Origin of the sequence: Telmatospirillum sp. J64-1, assembly GCF_006980715.1 — a bacterium.
GTDB lineage: Bacteria > Pseudomonadota > Alphaproteobacteria > Rhodospirillales > Magnetospirillaceae > Oleiliquidispirillum > Oleiliquidispirillum nitrogeniifigens.
On record NZ_SBHN01000014.1, the window covers coordinates 1 to 18695 of the forward strand.

The window sequence follows — 18695 nt, forward strand, 5'->3', positions numbered from 1 at the left end:
AGCGCCGCCGCCCCGGCCGCGCGCCCGGCCCGTCAGGCCCCGGCCGATCTGGTCGAGGCGCCTGCGCCGCGCGCCCAGCCGGCCCGGCGCGACGCGCCCCGCGAATCCCTGCCTGCGACGGAAGACGGCTACGAATTGCCGCCTTTGGCCCTGCTGGCCCCTGCCCCCGAGAGCGGCGGCCAGAGCATCAACGAAGACCAGCTGATGCAGAATGCGCGGCTGCTGGAATCGGTGCTGCAGGATTTCGGCGTCAATGGCGAGATCGTCAAAGTCCGCCCCGGCCCGGTGGTCACGCTCTATGAACTGGAGCCCGCGCCCGGCACCAAGACCTCGCGCGTGATCGGCCTGGCCGACGACATCGCCCGTTCCATGTCGGCGCTGTCGGTGCGCATCGCCGTCATCCCGGGCCGCAGCGTCATCGGCATCGAGCTTCCCAACCGGGAGCGCGAGACGGTCTATCTGCGCGAGCTTCTCGCCTCCGACAGCTACGAACGCAATCCCTCGCGTCTGACCCTGGTGCTGGGCAAGGATATCGGCGGCACGCCGATCATGGCCGATCTGGCGCGCATGCCCCATCTGCTGATCGCCGGGACCACCGGCTCGGGCAAGTCGGTCGCCATCAACACCATGATCCTGTCGCTGCTCTACCGGCTGGCGCCCGAGGAATGCCGCATGATCATGATCGACCCCAAGATGCTGGAATTGTCGGTCTATGACGGTATTCCCCATCTGCTGGCCCCGGTGGTGACCGAGCCCGGCAAGGCGGTGGTGGCGCTGAAATGGGCGGTGCGCGAGATGGAAGACCGCTACCGCGCCATGAGCCAGCTGGGGGTGCGCAACATCGCCGGCTATAACCAGCGCGTGAAGGAAGCGGCGAGCAAGGGCGAAACGCTGACGCGCACGGTGCAGACCGGCTTCGACCCCGACACCGGCAAGCCGATCTACGAAGACCAGGAGTTGAACCTCGAACCCCTGCCCTTCATCGTCGTCATCGTCGACGAGATGGCCGACCTGATGCTGGTGGCGGGCAAGGACGTGGAAGCGGCCATTCAGCGCTTGGCGCAGATGGCGCGCGCGGCGGGCATTCATATCATCATGGCGACCCAGCGGCCCTCGGTCGACGTCATCACCGGCACCATCAAGGCCAACTTCCCGACCCGCATCAGCTTCCAGGTCTCGAGCAAGATCGACTCGCGCACCATCCTGGGCGAGCAGGGGGCCGAACAGCTTCTGGGCCAGGGCGACATGCTCTATATGGCCGCCGGCGGGCGCATCACCCGCGTGCATGGCCCCTTCGTCTCGGACTCCGAAGTGGAAGCCGTGGTCGAGCACTTGCGCGCCCAGGGTGAGCCCACCTATTTGGAGGAAGTGACCGAGGAGGTGGACGGCGGCGGCCAGGAAGAGACGCCCGGAAGCCGCGGCGACTCGGGCGATGCCCTCTACGATCAGGCCGTGGCCCTGGTCGCGCGCGAAGGCAAGGCCTCGACCAGCTTCATTCAGCGCCACCTCCAGATCGGCTACAACCGCGCCGCCCGCATCATCGAGCGCATGGAAACGGAAGGCGTGGTCAGCCGCGCCAACCATGTGGGCAAGCGCGAGGTTCTCGTGCGAAGCGGCGGGGACGATTACTGACGTTTCGCGTTATATCATCAGGCCCCTTCGTTCAGTCGGGAGAGCATATGAGCCGTTTCTGGCGTAACTGGTCGTGCAAGGCTGCCGCCTTGCTGGTCGCCCTGGCCTTCGTCCTGCCCACCGCTTCCGCCGAGGCCGCCCGCCCGGCGCAGCTCAGCGCGCAGGACCAGGCCGATGTGGCGCGGGCCGAGAACTACCTCAATTCCATCACCACGCTGGCCGCGCGCTTCATGCAGGTGGCGCCCGACGGCTCCTATGCCGAGGGCACGGCCTATCTGTCCCGCCCGGGCCGGCTGCGCATGGAATACGACCCGCCGACCCCGATCCTGGTGGTCGCCGACGGACGCTTCCTGATCTACCACGACAAGCAGCTCAAGCAGACCAGCCATGTCGGCCTGAACCAGACCCCGGCCGGGCTGCTGGTGCGCGAGAACATCCAGTTCAACGGCCGCGACGCCATGGTCACCGACGTCCGCCGCGAACAGGGCGTGCTCAAGATCTCGCTGGTCCAGCGCAGCGATCCCAGCGCCGGGCAGATCACCCTGATCTTCTCGGAAAGCCCCTTCGCCCTGCGCCAGTGGGAAATCCTCGACCCGCAAGGCCAGATCACGACGGTGTCGTTGTTCGAGACCCGCACCGGCATGCCGCTGGACCGCAGGCTCTTCACCTTCGTCGATCCCAACTTCCTGCAGCAGCCCTGGCAGCAGTAAGGGATCTTGGCCCGCCTTCATCTTTCGAGATGGCCGCTTTGCGGCCTCCTCAAGATAAGATAAGGGTATGAAATAATCTTCATCCTGAGGAGGGCCGAAGGCCCGTCTCGAAGGATGCTCAGCGACCAACCCACCAGGAGGCCGAACCTCCTGACGGACGCAGGGCAGGGCCCTGCGGAGAAAGTATCCATGGGAACCGCAATGACTGTCACCCCGCTGGTCGGGTTATCCGCCTGCATCAAGCCGGTCGTGGGCGAGGGCTTGCCCTTTCATGCCACGCCCGAACCCTACATCACCGCCGTGGCCGAGGGATCCGGCTGCCTGCCGGTGCTGCTACCCGCCTTGGGCGCCGCCATGGACCCGGCGCGCATCCTGCCCCGCATCGACGGGCTGGTCCTGACGGGCAGCAAATCGAACGTGGACCCAGCCCTCTATGGTGCCGGGAACCTGCCTCCGGCCCCGCCCTATGATGCGGCGCGCGACTCCACCACCCTGCCGTTGATCCGCGCGGCCATCGCGGCGGGCGTGCCGCTTCTGGCGATCTGCCGGGGCATCCAGGAATTGAACGTCGCCCTGGGCGGCAGCCTGCATCCGCGCCTGCATCAGGTGCCGGGCCGCTTCGATCACCGCCCCAAGGGGGACGTGCCGGACGAACGCTTCGCCCTGGCCCATCCGGTACGCCTGACGCCGGGTGGCTTGCTGCACCGCCTGGCGGGCACGGAGGAAGCCATGGTCAATTCCGTCCACGGCCAGGGGCTCGACCGCCTGGGCGAGGGCTTGGCCGTCGAGGCCATGGCCGAGGACGGCACCATCGAGGCGGTCTCGGTGACCGGGGCGCCGGCCTTCGCCCTGGGCCTGCAATGGCATCCGGAATGGCGTTTCGCCGAGGACAGGCTGTCCACCGCCATCTTCCGCGCCTTCGGCGAGGCGGTCCGTCAGAGAGCCCTGCAAAAAATTTCTTGCTAAGCGGTCTTGCGGCCCTTGCGGTGGGGAATTCTTTTCCCCATCTACCCTAGCATCAAGGCCGAACCGCAATGGTAAAGGCCGGTGAGGATGGTCTCCCCTGCCATTCTCACGCTCCGGCAGGAGCATAGCGGCGCCCGGTTACCCCCCTGACCGGGCGCTTCTTTTTTGCCTTTTTCCAGGCGCGGCGGTGTTAGCCCCAGTGGAAGACTCTGCTATACTTCCGTGTCTTCCTGCCTTTCAGCCTGGATATCCCATGTCTTTTGCCATCCCCATGCCCGACCCCACCGTGCTGCCTGTGGCTGGCGGTGACCTCTTCCCGGTGCGCCGCGTCTTGTGCGTGGCCCGCAATTATGCGGCCCATGCCCGCGAGATGGGCCAGGACCCCGACCGCGAGCCGCCCTTCTTCTTCTCCAAACCCGCCGATGCCGTCAGCATCGCGCCCTCGATCCCCTATCCGCCCGCCACCGAAGACCTGCATCACGAGGTCGAGATGGTGGTGGCGCTGGGACGCGGCGGCGCGGCCATCGATCCGGACAACGCGCTGGAGCATGTCTTCGGCTACACCGTGGGCCTGGACCTGACGCGCCGCGACATCCAGGCCGAAGCCAAGAAGAACGGCCGCCCCTGGGACATGGCCAAGGGCTTCGACTTCTCCGCGCCCTGCGGCATCCTGCGCCGGGCCAGCGAGATCGGCCATCCCTCGAAGGGCCGCATCAGCCTGGACATCAACGGTGAACGCCGCCAGGTGGGCGACCTGTCCGAGATGATCTGGTCCGTTTCCGAAATGATCGGCCATCTGTCGCGTCTGGTGACGCTGGCGCCGGGCGATCTGATCTTCACCGGCACCCCCGAAGGGGTCGGCCCCATCCGCCGGGGCGACCAGCTTCACGCGGTGGTCGAAGGCGTGGCCGAGATGAAGGTGGCGGTCGTCTGATGGCTTTGCGTCTGGTTACCTGGAACATCAATTCCATCCGTCAGCGCCTGGACCTGCTGCCCCGCGTCATCGAGGAACTGAATCCCGACGTGCTGTGCCTGCAGGAAACCAAGGTCACCGACGACCTGTTCCCGCACGAGGCCTGCGAGGCCCTGGGCTTCACCCACCGCGCCATCCGCGGGCAGAAGGGCTATAACGGCGTGGCGATCCTGTCGCGCCGCCCGCTCTCGGACGTCCATACCCCCGACTGGTGCGGACGCGAGGATTGCCGACACCTCATCGCCGCCGTGGACGGCATCGAAATCCATTGCGTCTACATCCCCGCCGGGGGCGATGTCCCCGACCCGGAAGTGAACGACAAATTCGCCCACAAGCTGCAATTCGTCGACGAACTGACGGAGTGGTACCGAACCGCCTTTTCCCCCGACCAGAAGGTCCTGGTCACGGGCGATTTCAACATCGCCCCGCTGGAAACGGATGTCTGGTCGCACAAGCAATTGCTGAAGGTGGTCAGCCACACCCCCATCGAGGTGGAAAAGCTCAACGCCCTGCAAGCCAGCCTGAACTGGGTGGACGGCGTGCGCAAATTCATCCCGCCGGAGGAAAAGCTCTTCAGCTGGTGGAGCTACCGCTCGCCCGACTGGAAGAAGAACGACCGGGGCCGCCGCCTGGACCATGTCTGGGTCACCCCGGCCCTGGCGCCCTCCCTGACCGGCGCCAAGGTCCTCCGCGACGCCCGCGACTGGCCCCAGCCCTCGGACCATGTGCCGGTGCTGGTGACCCTGGGGGATTGAGAAAGAAAGGGCGTGGGCCTTATGCCCACGTCCGCCACCTACATTCGTCGCCCCCGCGAAAGCGGGGGCCCATGCTGGGGCTGATGGAGATGTCAGCCGCCAGATATGGATGAAGCGGCTCCATGGGCTCCCGCTTTCGCGGGAGTGACGAGGAAAAAAGGCTTTGTCGGCAGTCTGCCGAAATTGGCCGGCAAAGGCTCGACGCTATACAGCCCAAAGCCTTGGCGTCTTTGTGTCTTGGTGGCTTTCCCATAACCGCTGGGGGCCACCAAGACACCAAGGCACCAAGAGGCCGGTACAGCCATGGGCATGACGCATGAGAAAAAACCTACTCCGCCAAAGAGCGGTGGGCGAAACGGTAGGGATGGGCGGGATAAACGCCCATGATGTGGACCTGGCGCGAGAAGAAGTCGAGTTCCTCCAGCGCCAAGCGCAGGCCGCGTTCCTCGGGATGCCCCTCCACATCGGCATAGAATTGCGTGGCCACGAATTCGCCGCCGATCTGATAGCTTTCCAGCTTGGTCATGTTGATGCCGTTGGTGGCGAAACCGCCCAGGGCCTTGTATAGGGCGGCAGGCACGTTACGCACGCGGAAGACGAAGGTGGTGACCACCGGGCCGCTGCCCACGGCCGGCACGGCGGGCTCGCGGGCCAGGACGACGAAGCGGGTGGTGTTGTGTTCGGCGTCCTCGATATTGGCGCGCAGGGATTTCAGCCCGTAGGTCTCGGCCGCCAGTTCCGAGGCGATGGCCGCCACGGTGGGATCGCCCATCGCCGCCACTTCCGAGGCCGACCCCGCCGTATCAGCCGCCACCACCGCCTTCAGACCCAGTTCCTTGATCAGCTTGCGGCACTGGCCCAGGGCATGGACATGGCTGCGCACGACGCGGATATCCTCGATCCTGGCGCCGGGAAGCGCCAGCAGGTGATGGTTCACCCGCTCAAAATGCTCGGCGATGATATGCAGGCCGGAATGGGGCATCAGGTGATGGATGTCCGCCACGCGCCCGGCCACCGAATTCTCGATGGGGATCATCGCCAGCCGTGCCGTGCCGTCGCGCACCGCCTGGAAGGCGTCGTCGAAGGCGGCGCAGGGCAGGGGGGTCATGTCGGGATAGGCATGGCGGCAGGCCAGATGGGAATAGGCGCCGGGCAGCCCCTGGAAGGCGATGGTATTGGCGGGATCGTTCGTCATTTTTCGGGGCTTAGCTGCGGGAAGAGGGGGCCAGCAGGGCGCGGGCGCGATCGAGGTCGGCGGAAGTATCGACGCCCAGCGGAATCGTGTCAACGAGGGCGGCGTCGATGCGCATGCCGTTTTCCAGGGCACGCAGCTGTTCCAGCTTCTCGCGCTGCTCGAGGATGCCTTGGGGCAGGGCGACGAAGCGCTTCAGCGAATCACGGCGGAAGGCATAAAGGCCGATATGGTGGTAATGCGGCCCTTCGCCCCAGGGCGCGGTGGCGCGGGTGAAATAGAGCGCCCGCCCCGTCCGCTGGCCCGGCGCCAGCCCGACCACCGCCTTGACCACGTTGGGATTGGTCCGCTCTTCCTCGACCGTGATCTCGGTCACCAGGGTGGACATGTCCACGGCGGGATCGGCCAGGGGCTCGAAGACGGCGCGGATGATGCCGGGATCGATGGTCGGCAGATCGCCCTGGACATTGACGACGGCGGTATAGCGGCCCTCGGGATCGAAACGCTCCAGCGCCTGGCTGACCCGGTCCGAGCCGGAGGGCAGGTCGGGATCGGTCAGCACCGCCTCTCCCCCGGCCTTGCGCACGGCCTCGGCCACCTCTTCCTCGGCGCAGGCGACCAGCACCGGACCGATGGCCGCCTCGACGGCGCGGCGCCAGACATGCACGATCATCGCCTCGCCATGGATGTCAGCCAGAGGTTTATTGGGCAGGCGGGTGGCTTTCAACCTAGCCGGAATGACGACGATGGGGGAAAGGGACTCGGCCATTCGCTCTATATCCATGAAAAAAACAATGAAAAACCTGATCTTTCACTCTATACCCAACAGGTCGGCGGCGGCAAAGGCGCCGAGCGGAGATGTTTGGTTGGAAGAGGGGACGGGGGCGATTATCATGCCGCCGGTCCTGCGCTAATGATTTGGAGTCCCCGAGGAGTCGTTATGTCCATAACCCTTCAGAAGATCGCGGGTGCGATCCTGTTGGCGCTGATCCTTGCTGTCGGCATCAACCTTTTCGGCAATGTCCTGTTCCCCGAGCGCACGCTCGATCAGCCGGCCATCATCATCGCCGGCGCCGGTGACAGTGGGGCTCCGGCGGCTGAGGCCGATGCGCCCCCGCCTTTCGAGGTCCTGCTCGCCCAGGGCACGCCCGAAGCCGGCCAGCGCGTCGCGCGCCGCTGCACCTCCTGCCATACGTTCGAACAGGGTGGCGCCAACCGCGTCGGCCCGAACCTGTATGGCATCATCGGGGCCGAAATCGCCCATCTCGACAATTATTCCTATTCGCCCGCCATGCAGAATCATGGCGGCACCTGGGATTACGAGAACCTGGACCACTTCATCGAGAGCCCGGCCAGCTACATCCCCGGTACCAAGATGACCTTCGCCGGTATTTCCGATCCGGCGGACCGTGCCAATCTGATCATCTACCTGCGCTCGCTCAGCCCCGACGCTCCGCCGCTGCCGGAAGCGCCGGCTGAAGAAGCTCCGGCCGAGGAAGCCCCCGCGGAAGGAGAACCGGCGGCTGAAGAACCCGCCGCCGAGGAACCCGCCGCGGAAGAACCGGCGGCCGAGGAACCGGCCGAAGACGGCCAGCAGGCGCAATAAGCTTCCGGTCCCTGCGGGATGCCCCGCAGGGACCAGCCTTCTTTTTTGACAGCCAGCGCCGAAAGCCCGCCGGGGCAGCCGGACGCTTCCAGACCGCAACGCCATCATGCCGCTTGGCCGGCAGGGCGCCGGGACCGCGCTTCCTGCCGGGCGCCATCGGCTTCCGTGAAGGGAATTGACATGGCCGAGACCGCCTGCCCCGCCGATTTCATCGCCCTTTCCGAGAAACTGGCGGATGCCGCCGGGGCGGTGATCCGCGGCTATTTCCGCACTGCCGTCGGCGTCGACGACAAATCCGACGACAGCCCCGTCACCATCGCCGACCGCGAGGCCGAAGCGGCCATGCGCCGCCTGATCGCGGAAACCTTTCCCGAGCACGGCATCTTCGGCGAGGAATTCGGCTCGGAACGCCTGGACGCCGATTATGTCTGGGTGCTCGACCCCATCGACGGCACCAAGTCCTTCATCACCGGCAAGCCCATCTTCGGCACGCTGATCGGCCTTCTGCACCGCGACGTGCCGATCCTCGGCATCATCGACCAGCCCATCGCCGGAGAGCGCTGGCTGGGCGCCAAGGGCCGGGGCACCACCCTCAACGGCAAGAAGATCTCGACCCGCGCCTGCCCCAGCCTGTCCCAGGCGACGATCTGCACCACCGCGCCGGAATTGCTGCGCGGCCCCGGAGACCTGGACTCTTGGCACAGGCTGCGCGATGCCGCCAAACTCCCCATGTATGGGGGGGATTGCTACAATTACGCACTGGTTGCGTCCGGTTTTGCGGATTTGGTGGTTGAAAGCGGGCTCAAGCCTTACGACTATTGTGCCTTGATCCCGGTGATCGAAGAGGCTGGCGGCCTGGTCACCGACTGGCAGGGGCAGCGCCTGGGCGGCATGAAATCGGATGGCCGAGTCCTGGCGGCGGGTGACTCCCGCGCGCATGCCGAAGCCATAAGGATATTAGCCGGTTAAGTCTTTCCGGCACACGAATTCGGGAAAGGGGAGCAATCGGCGTGTATTCGCCCTGTGCGGTTCCATATATCCACCTCTAACAGGTCCAACCGCCGGAGAAGGTCATGCGACACGCGCGATTAACCCTCGCCGCTCTGCTGCTGATCACAGCCCCGCTACTGGGCGCCGGTACTGGCAATGCCGAAACGGTGCATAGCGCGCACGGCATCGCCATGCATGGCGAGCCCAAATACGGCCCCGACTTCCCCCATTTCGATTACGTCAATCCCGATGCGCCCAAGGGCGGCATGCTGCGCCTCCATTCCATCGGCAGCTTTGACAGTCTCAATCCCTATATCGTGCGCGGCCAGGCCCCTGCCGGGTCCACCATGCCCTTCGAGACGTTGCTGACCAGTTCGGCGGACGAGGCCTTCACCGAATACGGCCTGATCGCTGAATCGGTGGAATATCCCGAGGACCGTTCCTGGGTCGCCTTCACCCTGCGTCCCGAGGCCCGCTGGCATGACGGCCAGCCGATCACGCCCGAGGACGTCGTCTTCTCGCTGGAAACCCTGAAGAGCCAGGGCGCCCCCTTCTTCCGCTTCTATTACGGCAGCGTCGCCAAGGCCGAGGTGGTGGGCGAGCGCAAGGTGCGCTTCACCTTCACCGAGGGCAACAACCGCGAACTGCCGCTGATCGTCGGCCAGATGCCGATCCTGCCCAAGCATTACTGGGAGGGGCGGAATTTCGAGCAGACCACCCTGGTCCCGCCCTTGGGCAGCGGCCCCTACCGCGTCGCCGCCTTCGAGCCCGGCCGCTACGTGACCTACGAACGGGTCGAAGATTGGTGGGGCAAGGACCTGCCGGTCAATCGCGGCCATTACAATTTCGACCAGATTCGTTACGACTATTACCGTGACGGGACCGTGGCGCTGGAGGCCTTCAAGGCGGGCCAGTACGATTTCCGCCTGGAGAACTCGGCCAAGGACTGGGCGACCGGCTATAATTTTCCGGCAGTGCATCAGGGCCGCGTGGTGCTGGAAAGCCTCGAACATGACCGCCCCGCCGGCATGCAGGCCTTCGTGATGAACACCCGCCGCCCGCTATTCCAGGACCGCCGGGTACGCTGGGCACTGGCCCATGCCTTCGATTTCGAATGGACCAACCAGGCGCTGTTCTACGGCCAGTACACCCGCTCGGAGAGCTATTTCGCCAATTCCGAGCTGGCCGCCGAGGGCCTGCCCAGCGAAGCCGAGCTGGAATTGCTGGAGCCGCTGCGCGAGCATCTGCCCGAAGAGGTCTTCACCACCGCCTATCACGCGCCCAACACCGCCGAAGGCGGCGTCCGGCCCAATCTGCGCAAGGCCATGGCCCTGCTGGAGGAAGCGGGCTGGGCCATCGAGAACGGCCGCCTGATCCATCAGGAAACGCGCCAGCCCTTCAACTTCGAGATCCTGCTGGTCCAGCCGACCTTCGAGCGCGTGTCCCTGCCTTTTGCCCGCAACCTGCAGCGCCTGGGTATCGAAGCCCGCGTGCGCACGGTGGATTCCGCCCAGTTCAAGAACCGGGTGGATGCCTATGACTTCGACATGGTCGTCGGCAGTTGGGGGCAAAGCCTGTCGCCGGGCAACGAACAGCGCGAATTCTGGGGCAGCCATTCCGCCACTCTGCCGGGCAGCCGCAATATCATCGGCATCCAGAATCCCGCCATCGACACGCTGATCGAGCATGTCATCGCCGCCCCGGACCGCGAATCGCTGATCACCCGCACCCGTGCCCTCGACCGGGCGCTGCTGTGGGGCCATTACGTCATCCCGCAATGGCATATCAGCTACGATCGCGTGGCCTATTGGAACAAGTTCGGCCATCCCGAGAAAACGCCGGTCCAGGGCACCCAGCTGATGACCTGGTGGGCCAAGCCCGACCAGATCGTCCAGGGCAGCCGCCGGGGCGTGCCCGCCGCGCCCGGCCTGGGCGGCAACATCATCCTGGCCCAGGAAACCGCGCCGGGTCCGGCCACCGAAGGCACCCGCCAGCCGCCCGAAGGCTCGGCCTCGCCGGGATCGGTGCCGCCGGAAGGCGCGGGCGACCATCAGCCCGTGCCCCAGGACCAGACCGATCCCACCTTCGACCTGGGCGACCAGCCGCCGCCGGTCGGGGGGACCCAAGCCCCCGTCACGCCGCCCGGCGAGGAAACCACGGCTCCGGCCGGGCAGACCCAGGACCTGGCCCCGCGCGAGGCGGTGCCGACCCCGGCGGCGCAAGAGCCCGGACGCAGCCCGATCATCTGGATCGTGCTGATCCTGGGCATCGTTGCCATCCTGGTACTGCGCCGCATGCGCGGCCGCCGCAAGTAGTGAGGACCTGACGCCGCATGTTCGCCTACATCGTCCGCCGCCTCCTGCTCATCCCGGTCACCCTTTTCGGGATCATGGTGGTGAACTTCGTTTTCGTGCAGCTTGCTCCGGGGGGACCCATCGAGCAGGTTCTCGCCCAACTCGAAGGCACGGCGGTGGACGCGACGGCGCGCATCGGCGGAACCGGCGGCGGGGAAGCGGCCCAGACCCATACCCGCGCCACGGAAGGACCCTATCGGGGAGCACAGGGCCTGCCCCCCGACTTCATCGCGGAACTGGAGCGGCAATTCGGCTTCGATAAGCCGGCCCATGAACGCTTCTTCCAGATGATGGCGAACTACGCCACTTTCGATTTCGGCTCCAGCTTCTACCGCGACCAGAGCGTGGTGGACCTGGTGCTGGAGAAGCTGCCGGTCTCCATCTCGCTGGGGGTGTGGAGCACGCTGATCATCTATCTGGTCTCGATCCCCCTCGGCATCCGCAAGGCGGTGTCGGACGGCTCGAAATTCGACGTGACGACCAGTTGGATGGTGATCATCGGCTATGCCATCCCGGCCTTCCTGTTCGCCATCCTGCTGATCGTTCTCTTCGCCGGGGGGCGCTTCCTCGACTGGTTCCCGCTGCGCGGCCTGACCTCGCTGGACTGGCACCTGATGAGCTGGCCCGAGCGCATCCTCGATTACATCTGGCACCTGACCCTGCCGGTCACGGCCATGGTCATCGGCGGCTTCGCCGGATTGACCATGCTGACCAAGAATTCCTTCCTGGAAGAGATCAACAAGCAATATGTCATCACCGCCAAGGCCAAGGGGCTGACCCAGCGCCAAGTGCTTTACGGCCATGTCTTCCGCAACGCCATGCTGCTGATCGTCGCCGGTTTCCCCAGCGCCCTGGTCGGGATGCTGTTCACCGGGTCGGTGCTGATCGAGGTGATCTTCTCGCTCGACGGGCTGGGGCTGCTGGGCTTCGAGGCCGTCATCAACCGCGACTACCCGGTGATCTTCGGCACCCTGTACGCCTTCGGCCTGATCGGGCTGCTCCTCAACCTGATCAGCGACATCACCTATCATATCGTCGATCCGCGCATCGACTTCGAAAAGCGCGAGGCCTGATCCATGGGCAGCAGCGGAACCCCCATCTCCCAGCCGCCCCTGGGCAGCGATCCCACCGGCGAGCGTTTCCTGGGAATGCGCATCACCCCGGTCACCGGCCGCCGCCTGCGCAGCTTCCGCGCCAACCGGCGGGGCTTCTGGTCGCTGTGGCTGTTCCTGGTCATCTTCGTGGTGACGCTCTTCGCCGAATTCGTCGCCAATGACCGGCCGTTGTTGGTGCGCTATCAGGGCGATCTCTATTTCCCGGTGGTCCAGGACTATCCCGAAACCACCTTCGGCGGCGACTTCCTCAGCTTCACCGATTACCGCGATCCCTATATCCAGGAACAGATCACCCAGGCCGGGGGCTGGATGCTGTGGCCGCCCATCCGCTACAGTTACCAGACCATCAATTACGAACTGGAAGAGCCCGCCCCCTCGCCGCCCACCAGCGAGAACTGGCTGGGCACCGACGACCAGGGCCGCGACGTGCTGGCCCGCCTGATCTACGGCCTGCGCATCTCGATCCTGTTCGGCCTGGCGCTGACCGTCGTCAGTTCGGTCATCGGCATTGCCGCCGGGGCGGTGCAGGGCTATTTCGGCGGCTGGGTCGATTTGTTCTTCCAGCGCTTCCTGGAAATCTGGGGCGGCCTGCCGCAGCTTTTCATCCTGATCATCGTCTCCAGCATCATCGTCCCGGGCTTCTGGACCCTGCTGGGCGTCCTTGTCCTGTTCAGTTGGACGCAGCTGGTCGGCGTGGTGCGCGCCGAGTTCCTGCGCGCACGCAATTTCGACTATGTCCGCGCCGCCCGCGCCCTGGGGATGAGCGACGGCAAGATCATCCTCAAGCATGTGCTGCCCAACGCCATGGTGGCGACCCTGACCTTCACCCCCTTCATTCTCAACGGCTCCATCGTCGCGCTGACGGCGCTGGACTTCCTCGGCCTCGGCCTGCCGCCGGGTTCGGCCTCTCTCGGCGACCTGCTGCGCCAGGGCAAGGAGAACCTGCAGGCACCCTGGCTCGGCATCACCGGCTTCGTCGCCGTGGCGCTGATCCTCAGCCTCCTGGTCTTCGTCGGCGAGGCTGTCCGTGATGCCTTCGATCCGCGAAAGACCAAAGCATGACGAAGCTTCTCAGCGTCCGCGACCTCTCCGTTTCCTTCGGCAGGGGAGACCGCGAATTCAAGGCCGTGCGCAACGTCTCCTTCGAGCTGGACAAGGGCGAGACCCTGGCATTGGTCGGCGAATCGGGCTCGGGCAAGTCGGTCAGCGCCATGTCCATCCTGCAATTGCTGCCCTATCCGCTGGCCCATCATCCTTCGGGCAGCGTCGTCTTCGACGGACAGGAACTGGTGGGGGCACCGGAAAAGCTGCTGCGCCAAGTGCGCGGCGACCGCATCGCGGTGATCTTCCAGGAACCGATGACGGCGCTGAATCCGCTGCATCCGGTGCTGCGCCAGATCGGCGAGGTCTTGCAGATCCATCGCGGCATGCAGGGCAAGCAGGTGCGCGAGCGGGTGCTGGAATTGCTGCATCTGGTCGGCATCCCCAATCCGGAAAGCCGCCTCAACGCCCTGCCGCATGAACTATCCGGCGGCCAGCGCCAGCGCGTGATGATCGCCATGGCGCTCGCCTGCGAGCCGGACCTGCTGATCGCCGACGAGCCGACCACGGCACTGGACGTCACCATCCAGGCGCAGATCCTGCAATTGCTGAAGGACCTGCAGCAGCGTTTCGGTATGGCCCTGCTGCTGATCACCCACGATTTGGGGGTGGTGCGCAAGATGGCCGACACGGTCTGCGTCATGAACAAGGGCGAAGTGGTCGAATCCGGCAAGACCCTGGCCGTCCTCGACAATCCCCAGCATCCCTATACCCGCCGCCTGCTGGCCGCCGAGCCCAAGGGCAAGCCCAACCGCCCGCCCGAGGATGCGCCGGTGGTGCTGCGGACCGAGGACCTGAAGGTCTGGTTTCCCATCCGCAAGGGCATCATCAAGCGCGTGGCCGGCCATATCAAGGCGGTGGACGGCATTTCCGTCACCGTGCGCGAGGGCCATACGGTCGGCGTGGTGGGCGAATCGGGCTCGGGCAAGACCACGCTCGGCCTGGCGCTGCTGCGCCTGATCCGCAGCGACGGCCCCATCGTCTTCGTCGGCAAGCCGCTCGACCGCCTGCCCGCCAAGGAAATCCGCCCCCTGCGTCGCCAGATGCAGATGGTCTTCCAGGACCCCTTCGGCAGCCTCAGCCCCCGCCTGTCGGTCGGACAGATCGTGGCGGAAGGATTGGAGGTCCACGGCATGGGCGGCAACCGCGACGAGCGCCGCGCCCTCGTCGGACAGGTCCTGCAGGAGGTCGGCCTCGACCCGGCGGTGCAGGACCGCTATCCCCATGAATTCTCGGGTGGCCAGCGCCAGCGCATCTCGATCGCCCGCGCCCTGGTGCTCAAGCCCCGCCTGATCGTGCTGGACGAACCCACCAGCGCGCTGGACGTCTCGGTCCAGGCGCAGATCGTCGACCTGCTGCGCGACCTCCAGACCCGCTACAAGCTGGCCTATCTGTTCATCAGCCACGATTTGCGGGTGGTTCGCGCCCTGGCCGACGACCTGATCGTGATGAAGGACGGCAAGGTCGTCGAATCCGGCCGCTCCGACCACATCTTCGCCGCCCCCCAGACCGCCTATACCCAAGCCCTGATGGCCGCCGCCTTCAACCTGGATGTCGCCCCGGGGGCCAGCGAGGTGGTGGAGGGCTAGGCCTGAGCGCTTATTCATGCTTCGAGACGCCCCTGCGGGGCTCCTCAGCATGAGGTTTATCTTATTGAGAAGAATAAGGAATTAGCCTCGCCCTGAGGAGCCGCGAAGCGGCGTCTCGAAGGGCGGGGCGGGCCAAAGTTCCCGGGTCTGGGGCCCAAGGCCCCAGCGGGTTTGGGCAGAGCCCTGCGAGACGAAGCGCCCCCTATTCAAAGACCTTCGCCACGTCCTCTTCCGTCGCCGCGCGCCATTCGCCTTCCGGCAGGTCGCCCAGGTCCAGTGCGCCGACGCGCACACGGCGCAGGGATTGCACATGATTGCCGACGGCGGCGAACATGCGGCGGACCTGATGATAGCGGCCTTCGCGGATGGTCAGCAAAGCGCGGCGCTCGTCCAGCACCTCCAGCACGGCGGGCTTGAGCGGCGTCTTTTCCGAACGCAGCATCAACTCGCCGCTGGCGAAGATCTTCCCCTCCTCGCCGCTGAGCGGCCGGTCCAGGATCACTTCATAGGTCTTGGCGATCTCCGCCTTGGGCGAGATGATGCGGTGCAGAAGCTGGCCGTCATCGGTCATCAGCAGCAGCCCCGTCGTGTCCTTGTCCAGCCTGCCGACCGGCGAGAGCAGCGGCTTGCGGTAGCGATAGCGTTCGGGCAGCAGGTCGTAGATGACGCGGCCCGGATCCTCGGTGGTGCAGGAATAGCCGTCGGGCTTGTTCAGCAGGATGGTGAAGGGCGCGATCGGGTCGAGCGGTTCACCCTCGACACGGATCTGCTCGGGCTGAAGGTCGGAATTGACCGTGATGGGATTGCCCGCCGCATCGGTGACGAAGCCGTCGCGGCACATGCGGGCGATGTCCCGGCGCGAGCCATAGCCCAGATTGGCCAGCAGCTTTTCCAGTCTCATTTGACGCCTCGCAGAATCTTGTAGCCGCCTTCTTCGGCGATGGTCTCGGTGCGGTAGAAGGCGGCGCGCAGCACCTCTTCATAGGGCAGGTGGCGGTTGGCCACCAGCAGCAGCCAGCCGCCCTTCTTCAGGGCCTTGGCGCTGGCGCGGATGAAGCCCTGGCCCAGCGCGGCCTCGTCGGCCCGGCCCTGGTGGAAGGGCGGGTTGGTGACGATGAAGTCGTAAGGCCCCCCTTCCAGGCCTTGGGTGGCATCGGCCCAGAAAAAACGCAGCGGCGTCTCCCTGCCTGCCAGATTGGTCTGCGCGGCATCGAGCGCCAGCTTTTCGGCCTCGTACAGGTCCAGCGACTTGACCTTGGGACAGGATTTCAAGATGGCATCGGCCAGGAAGCCCCAGCCGCAGCCCAGTTCCGCGCCCTTGCCCTTCAGCTCTTCCGGTAGATGGCGGGCCAGCAGGGCCGATCCGGTATCCACCCGGTCCCAACTGAAAAGCCCGGGCCGCGAGACGAATTGCCCGTCCAGGATGGGGCGGGGCTTGTCGAGATCGCGCCACTCGGCCAATACTTCCTGGTCCAGCGCGTCGGTGCGCCGGGCCCAGAAGGCGCGGCACTTGTTCTTGGACAGGCTGCCCACTTCCCCCGCGAGGCTCTTCATCTGCGCCTCGAACCGGGAAGCCCCCAGCGTGTTGGACATGGCGCACAGCACGGTTCCGCCCGGCGCGCAGAGGTCGAAGGCGCGGGCGAAGCCGGCCAGGGTCTCGTCACGCTGCTTGGTCGGCAGGAACAGGACCAGCGGGTAGCCGCCTTGTGGCGCCTCCTCGATGGCGATGTTCCGCGCCGCCAGGGCATCGTGCCAGGGGCGGAAGCTCTGCTGGCAGACGAGGCCCGGCAATTGGGCCAGGAACGGATGCAGTCGCGCCCGCAGGAACAGCGAGCGGTCGGGGATGTCGATCTCGCCGCGGTCGAGCGGCAGGAACAACGTGTCAAGGGCGGCTTCTTCCATAGGGGGCTCTTAGCGTAACCTGACGCGAAAGGGAAGGGAGGCAAACATGCGTATCCTCAATGCCTTGGCGATTCTTCTGGTGATGGCGCTGCCATTGCCCGCCCTGGCCCAGGCCGATGCCGTCGCACCCGAAGCCTTCACCGGGCGGGACGGGGGCGGGCAGGCCGCGTCCTCCGGCTTCATGATGGTCGCCGCCCATCCCCTGGCCGCCGAGGCCGGGGCGGAGATGCTGCGCCAGGGCGGCAGCGCCGTGGATGCCGCCATCGCCGCCCAAATGGTGCTGAACCTGGTCGAGCCGCAAAGCTCGGGCATCGGCGGCGGCGGCTTCCTTTTGCATTTCGATGCCGAAGGCCGCGCCGTCCAGGCCTATGACGGCCGCGAGACGGCCCCCGCGGCGGCCCGCCCCGACCGCTTCCTGCGGCCGGACGGCACCCCCATGGCATTCTTCGAGGCCGTGGTGGGGGGACAATCGGTCGGCGTGCCCGGCCTGCTGCGCATGCTCGAAATGGCCCATCAGGCCCATGGCCGGCTGGAATGGAACGCCCTGTTCCAGCCCGCCATCCGTCTGGCGGAAGAAGGCTTCGAGGTGTCCCCCCGCCTGCGCGCCCTGCTGGAAGGCGACGACCACTTAAGCCGCATGCCCGGCGCCCGCAGCTATTTCTACGAACCGGACGGCAGCCCCAAGACGCGCCTGCACAATCCCGAACTGGCCGAAGTGCTGCGCGCGGTGGCGGAGCAGGGGGCCGATGCCTTCTATCAGGGTCCCGTCGCGCAGGATATCGTGACGGCGGTCTACGAGGCCAATGGCGACCTGACCCTGGCCGACCTTTCCACCTATCAGGCGCTGGAGCGGGACGCGCTGTGCGGGGCCTATCGCGTCTTCACCATCTGCGGCATGCCGCCGCCGTCTTCGGGCGGGCTGGCGGTGTTGCAGATGCTGGGCATGCTGGTCCCGGTGGACATGCCGACGTTAAGCCCGATGAGCCCGGAAACGGCCCATCTGCTGGCGGAAGCGGGCAAGCTGGCCTTCGCCGACCGCGACGCCTATGTCGCCGATCCCGATTTCGTGGTGGTTCCCCTGCAGGGCCTGCTCGATCCCGGCTATCTGCTGGGCCGGGCCGGACTGATCCGCACCGACCGCGCCATGGAGCGCGCCGAACCGGGCGAGCCGCCCCACCGCCGGGGGGAAGCCTGGCCGGTGGGCGAGACGCTGGAACTGCCCTCCACCACCCATCTGTCGGTGGTGGATTCCTTCGGCAATGCCGTCTCCATGACGACATCCATCGAGAATGCCTTCGGCTCGCGGGTGATGGTGCGGGGCTTCCTGCTCAACAACCAGCTCACCGACTTCTCCTTCCGCCCCGAGGTGGACGGCCAGCCCGTCGCCAACCGGGTCGAGCCCGGCAAGCGTCCCCGCTCCTCGATGGCCCCGACCCTGGTGCTGGATGCGCAAGGCGACCTGATCGCCGCCACCGGCTCGCCCGGCGGCAGCCGCATCATCGGCTTCACCGCCAACAGCCTGGTCGCCATGCTCGACTGGGGCATGGACCCGGCGGACGCGGCGGCGCTGCCCCATGTCCTCAACCGCAACGGCGCGACGGAACTGGAGGCCGGCACACCCGCCGAGGCCCTGGCCCCGGCCCTGCAAGCCCTGGGGCATGAAGTGGAGATCCGCGAGATGACCAGCGGCCTGCATCCCATCCTGCGGCGGGGCGAGAGCTGGATCGGCGGCGTCGATCCGCGCAGGGAAGGCTTGGCCGTGGGGGAATGAGGAGGGCGGGCCGCCCTAATCGTGACGCAGTAGGACGAG

16 protein-coding genes are annotated in these 18695 nt (G+C 66.2%); 12 read left to right on the plus strand and 4 right to left on the minus strand.

Annotated features, from left to right (window positions below; translation table 11 throughout):
* The 5 genes from EPD66_RS13890 to EPD66_RS13910 all read left to right on the plus strand — a co-directional run.
* A partial coding sequence (locus EPD66_RS13890) for a DNA translocase FtsK (RefSeq protein ID WP_185961415.1) occupies positions 1-1632 on the plus strand: 1632 nt, incomplete at its 5' end.
* A 47-nt stretch (positions 1633-1679) separates the two neighbouring features.
* Complete coding sequence (locus tag EPD66_RS13895; protein WP_142849122.1) at positions 1680-2342, plus strand: outer membrane lipoprotein carrier protein LolA; 663 nt, start codon at positions 1680-1682, stop codon at positions 2340-2342.
* Positions 2343-2531: 189 nt separating this feature from the next.
* Positions 2532-3308, plus strand: coding sequence for a gamma-glutamyl-gamma-aminobutyrate hydrolase family protein (locus EPD66_RS13900; protein WP_255448496.1), 777 nt, complete (start codon positions 2532-2534; stop codon positions 3306-3308).
* Positions 3309-3561: 253 nt separating this feature from the next.
* Positions 3562-4242 carry a fumarylacetoacetate hydrolase family protein gene (locus EPD66_RS13905; RefSeq protein ID WP_142849123.1) on the plus strand — a complete coding sequence of 227 codons (681 nt, stop codon included), beginning with the start codon at positions 3562-3564 and terminating at the stop codon, positions 4240-4242.
* Complete coding sequence (locus tag EPD66_RS13910; RefSeq protein WP_185961416.1) at positions 4242-5036, plus strand: exodeoxyribonuclease III; 795 nt, start codon at positions 4242-4244, stop codon at positions 5034-5036. The genes EPD66_RS13905 and EPD66_RS13910 overlap by 1 nt, the downstream gene beginning before the upstream one ends.
* A gap of 328 nt (positions 5037-5364) precedes the next feature.
* Here the strand turns inward: EPD66_RS13910 and EPD66_RS13915 are convergent, their stop codons facing one another.
* Together EPD66_RS13915 and EPD66_RS13920 are read right to left on the minus strand one after the other, a co-directional pair.
* A complete protein-coding gene (locus EPD66_RS13915; RefSeq protein WP_142849124.1) occupies positions 5365-6231 on the minus strand; it encodes a prephenate dehydratase in 867 nt (288 codons plus the stop codon).
* A gap of 10 nt (positions 6232-6241) precedes the next feature.
* Positions 6242-6997 carry a 3-deoxy-manno-octulosonate cytidylyltransferase gene (locus EPD66_RS13920; RefSeq protein WP_142849125.1) on the minus strand — a complete coding sequence of 252 codons (756 nt, stop codon included), beginning with the start codon at positions 6995-6997 and terminating at the stop codon, positions 6242-6244.
* Between the two features lie 171 nt (positions 6998-7168).
* Between EPD66_RS13920 and EPD66_RS13925 the strand changes: the two genes are divergently transcribed.
* The 6 genes from EPD66_RS13925 to EPD66_RS13950 all read left to right on the plus strand — a co-directional run bounded on the left by EPD66_RS13925 (position 7169) and on the right by EPD66_RS13950 (position 14983).
* Positions 7169-7834: a cytochrome c family protein gene (locus EPD66_RS13925; RefSeq protein WP_185961417.1), complete on the plus strand. Its 666-nt coding sequence runs from the start codon at positions 7169-7171 to the stop codon at positions 7832-7834.
* A 180-nt stretch (positions 7835-8014) separates the two neighbouring features.
* A complete protein-coding gene (gene hisN, locus EPD66_RS13930; RefSeq protein ID WP_142849127.1) occupies positions 8015-8803 on the plus strand; it encodes a histidinol-phosphatase in 789 nt (262 codons plus the stop codon).
* A 104-nt stretch (positions 8804-8907) separates the two neighbouring features.
* Positions 8908-11139: an extracellular solute-binding protein gene (locus EPD66_RS13935; protein ID WP_221930986.1), complete on the plus strand. Its 2232-nt coding sequence runs from the start codon at positions 8908-8910 to the stop codon at positions 11137-11139.
* A 17-nt stretch (positions 11140-11156) separates the two neighbouring features.
* A complete protein-coding gene (locus tag EPD66_RS13940) occupies positions 11157-12251 on the plus strand; it encodes a microcin C ABC transporter permease YejB (protein WP_142849128.1) in 1095 nt (364 codons plus the stop codon).
* Positions 12252-12326: 75 nt separating this feature from the next.
* On the plus strand, positions 12327-13355 hold the full coding sequence (locus tag EPD66_RS13945) for an ABC transporter permease (RefSeq protein WP_185961422.1): 1029 nt from the start codon (positions 12327-12329) through the stop codon (positions 13353-13355).
* Entirely contained in the window at positions 13352-14983 is a 1632-nt protein-coding gene (locus EPD66_RS13950) for an ABC transporter ATP-binding protein (RefSeq protein WP_142849130.1), read from the plus strand. Before EPD66_RS13945 ends, EPD66_RS13950 begins: the two co-directional genes overlap by 4 nt.
* A 202-nt stretch (positions 14984-15185) precedes the next feature.
* On the opposite strand, the gene EPD66_RS13955 is transcribed toward EPD66_RS13950, so the two are convergent.
* Both EPD66_RS13955 and EPD66_RS13960 read right to left on the minus strand, forming a co-directional pair.
* Positions 15186-15884 carry a pseudouridine synthase gene (locus tag EPD66_RS13955; RefSeq protein ID WP_142849131.1) on the minus strand — a complete coding sequence of 233 codons (699 nt, stop codon included), beginning with the start codon at positions 15882-15884 and terminating at the stop codon, positions 15186-15188.
* The gene (locus EPD66_RS13960) at positions 15881-16885 is read right to left on the minus strand and encodes a class I SAM-dependent methyltransferase (protein ID WP_142849132.1); all 1005 of its coding nucleotides are present in this window, start codon (positions 16883-16885) and stop codon (positions 15881-15883) included. Before EPD66_RS13960 ends, EPD66_RS13955 begins: the two co-directional genes overlap by 4 nt.
* A gap of 46 nt (positions 16886-16931) precedes the next feature.
* Here EPD66_RS13960 and ggt point away from each other — a divergent pair, with 46 nt between their 5' ends.
* Positions 16932-18656, plus strand: coding sequence for a gamma-glutamyltransferase (gene ggt / locus EPD66_RS13965; RefSeq protein WP_142849133.1), 1725 nt, complete (start codon positions 16932-16934; stop codon positions 18654-18656).
* The last annotated feature ends 39 nt before the right edge of the window (positions 18657-18695 follow it).

Coding starts and splice junctions, on each gene's coding strand:
- EPD66_RS13900 (WP_255448496.1), top strand. CDS start 2,532: ATGGGAACCGCAATGACTGTCACCCCGCTGGTCGGGTTATCCGCCTGC.
- EPD66_RS13945 (WP_185961422.1), top strand. CDS start 12,327: ATGCGCATCACCCCGGTCACCGGCCGCCGCCTGCGCAGCTTCCGCGCC.
- EPD66_RS13955 (WP_142849131.1), bottom strand. CDS start 15,884: ATGAGACTGGAAAAGCTGCTGGCCAATCTGGGCTATGGCTCGCGCCGG.
- EPD66_RS13940 (WP_142849128.1), top strand. CDS start 11,157: ATGTTCGCCTACATCGTCCGCCGCCTCCTGCTCATCCCGGTCACCCTT.
- ggt (WP_142849133.1), top strand. CDS start 16,932: ATGCGTATCCTCAATGCCTTGGCGATTCTTCTGGTGATGGCGCTGCCA.
- EPD66_RS13950 (WP_142849130.1), top strand. CDS start 13,352: ATGACGAAGCTTCTCAGCGTCCGCGACCTCTCCGTTTCCTTCGGCAGG.
- EPD66_RS13895 (WP_142849122.1), top strand. CDS start 1,680: ATGAGCCGTTTCTGGCGTAACTGGTCGTGCAAGGCTGCCGCCTTGCTG.
- EPD66_RS13925 (WP_185961417.1), top strand. CDS start 7,169: ATGTCCATAACCCTTCAGAAGATCGCGGGTGCGATCCTGTTGGCGCTG.
- EPD66_RS13910 (WP_185961416.1), top strand. CDS start 4,242: ATGGCTTTGCGTCTGGTTACCTGGAACATCAATTCCATCCGTCAGCGC.
- EPD66_RS13915 (WP_142849124.1), bottom strand. CDS start 6,231: ATGACGAACGATCCCGCCAATACCATCGCCTTCCAGGGGCTGCCCGGC.
- hisN (WP_142849127.1), top strand. CDS start 8,015: ATGGCCGAGACCGCCTGCCCCGCCGATTTCATCGCCCTTTCCGAGAAA.
- EPD66_RS13960 (WP_142849132.1), bottom strand. CDS start 16,885: ATGGAAGAAGCCGCCCTTGACACGTTGTTCCTGCCGCTCGACCGCGGC.
- EPD66_RS13935 (WP_221930986.1), top strand. CDS start 8,908: ATGCGACACGCGCGATTAACCCTCGCCGCTCTGCTGCTGATCACAGCC.
- EPD66_RS13905 (WP_142849123.1), top strand. CDS start 3,562: ATGTCTTTTGCCATCCCCATGCCCGACCCCACCGTGCTGCCTGTGGCT.
- EPD66_RS13920 (WP_142849125.1), bottom strand. CDS start 6,997: ATGGCCGAGTCCCTTTCCCCCATCGTCGTCATTCCGGCTAGGTTGAAA.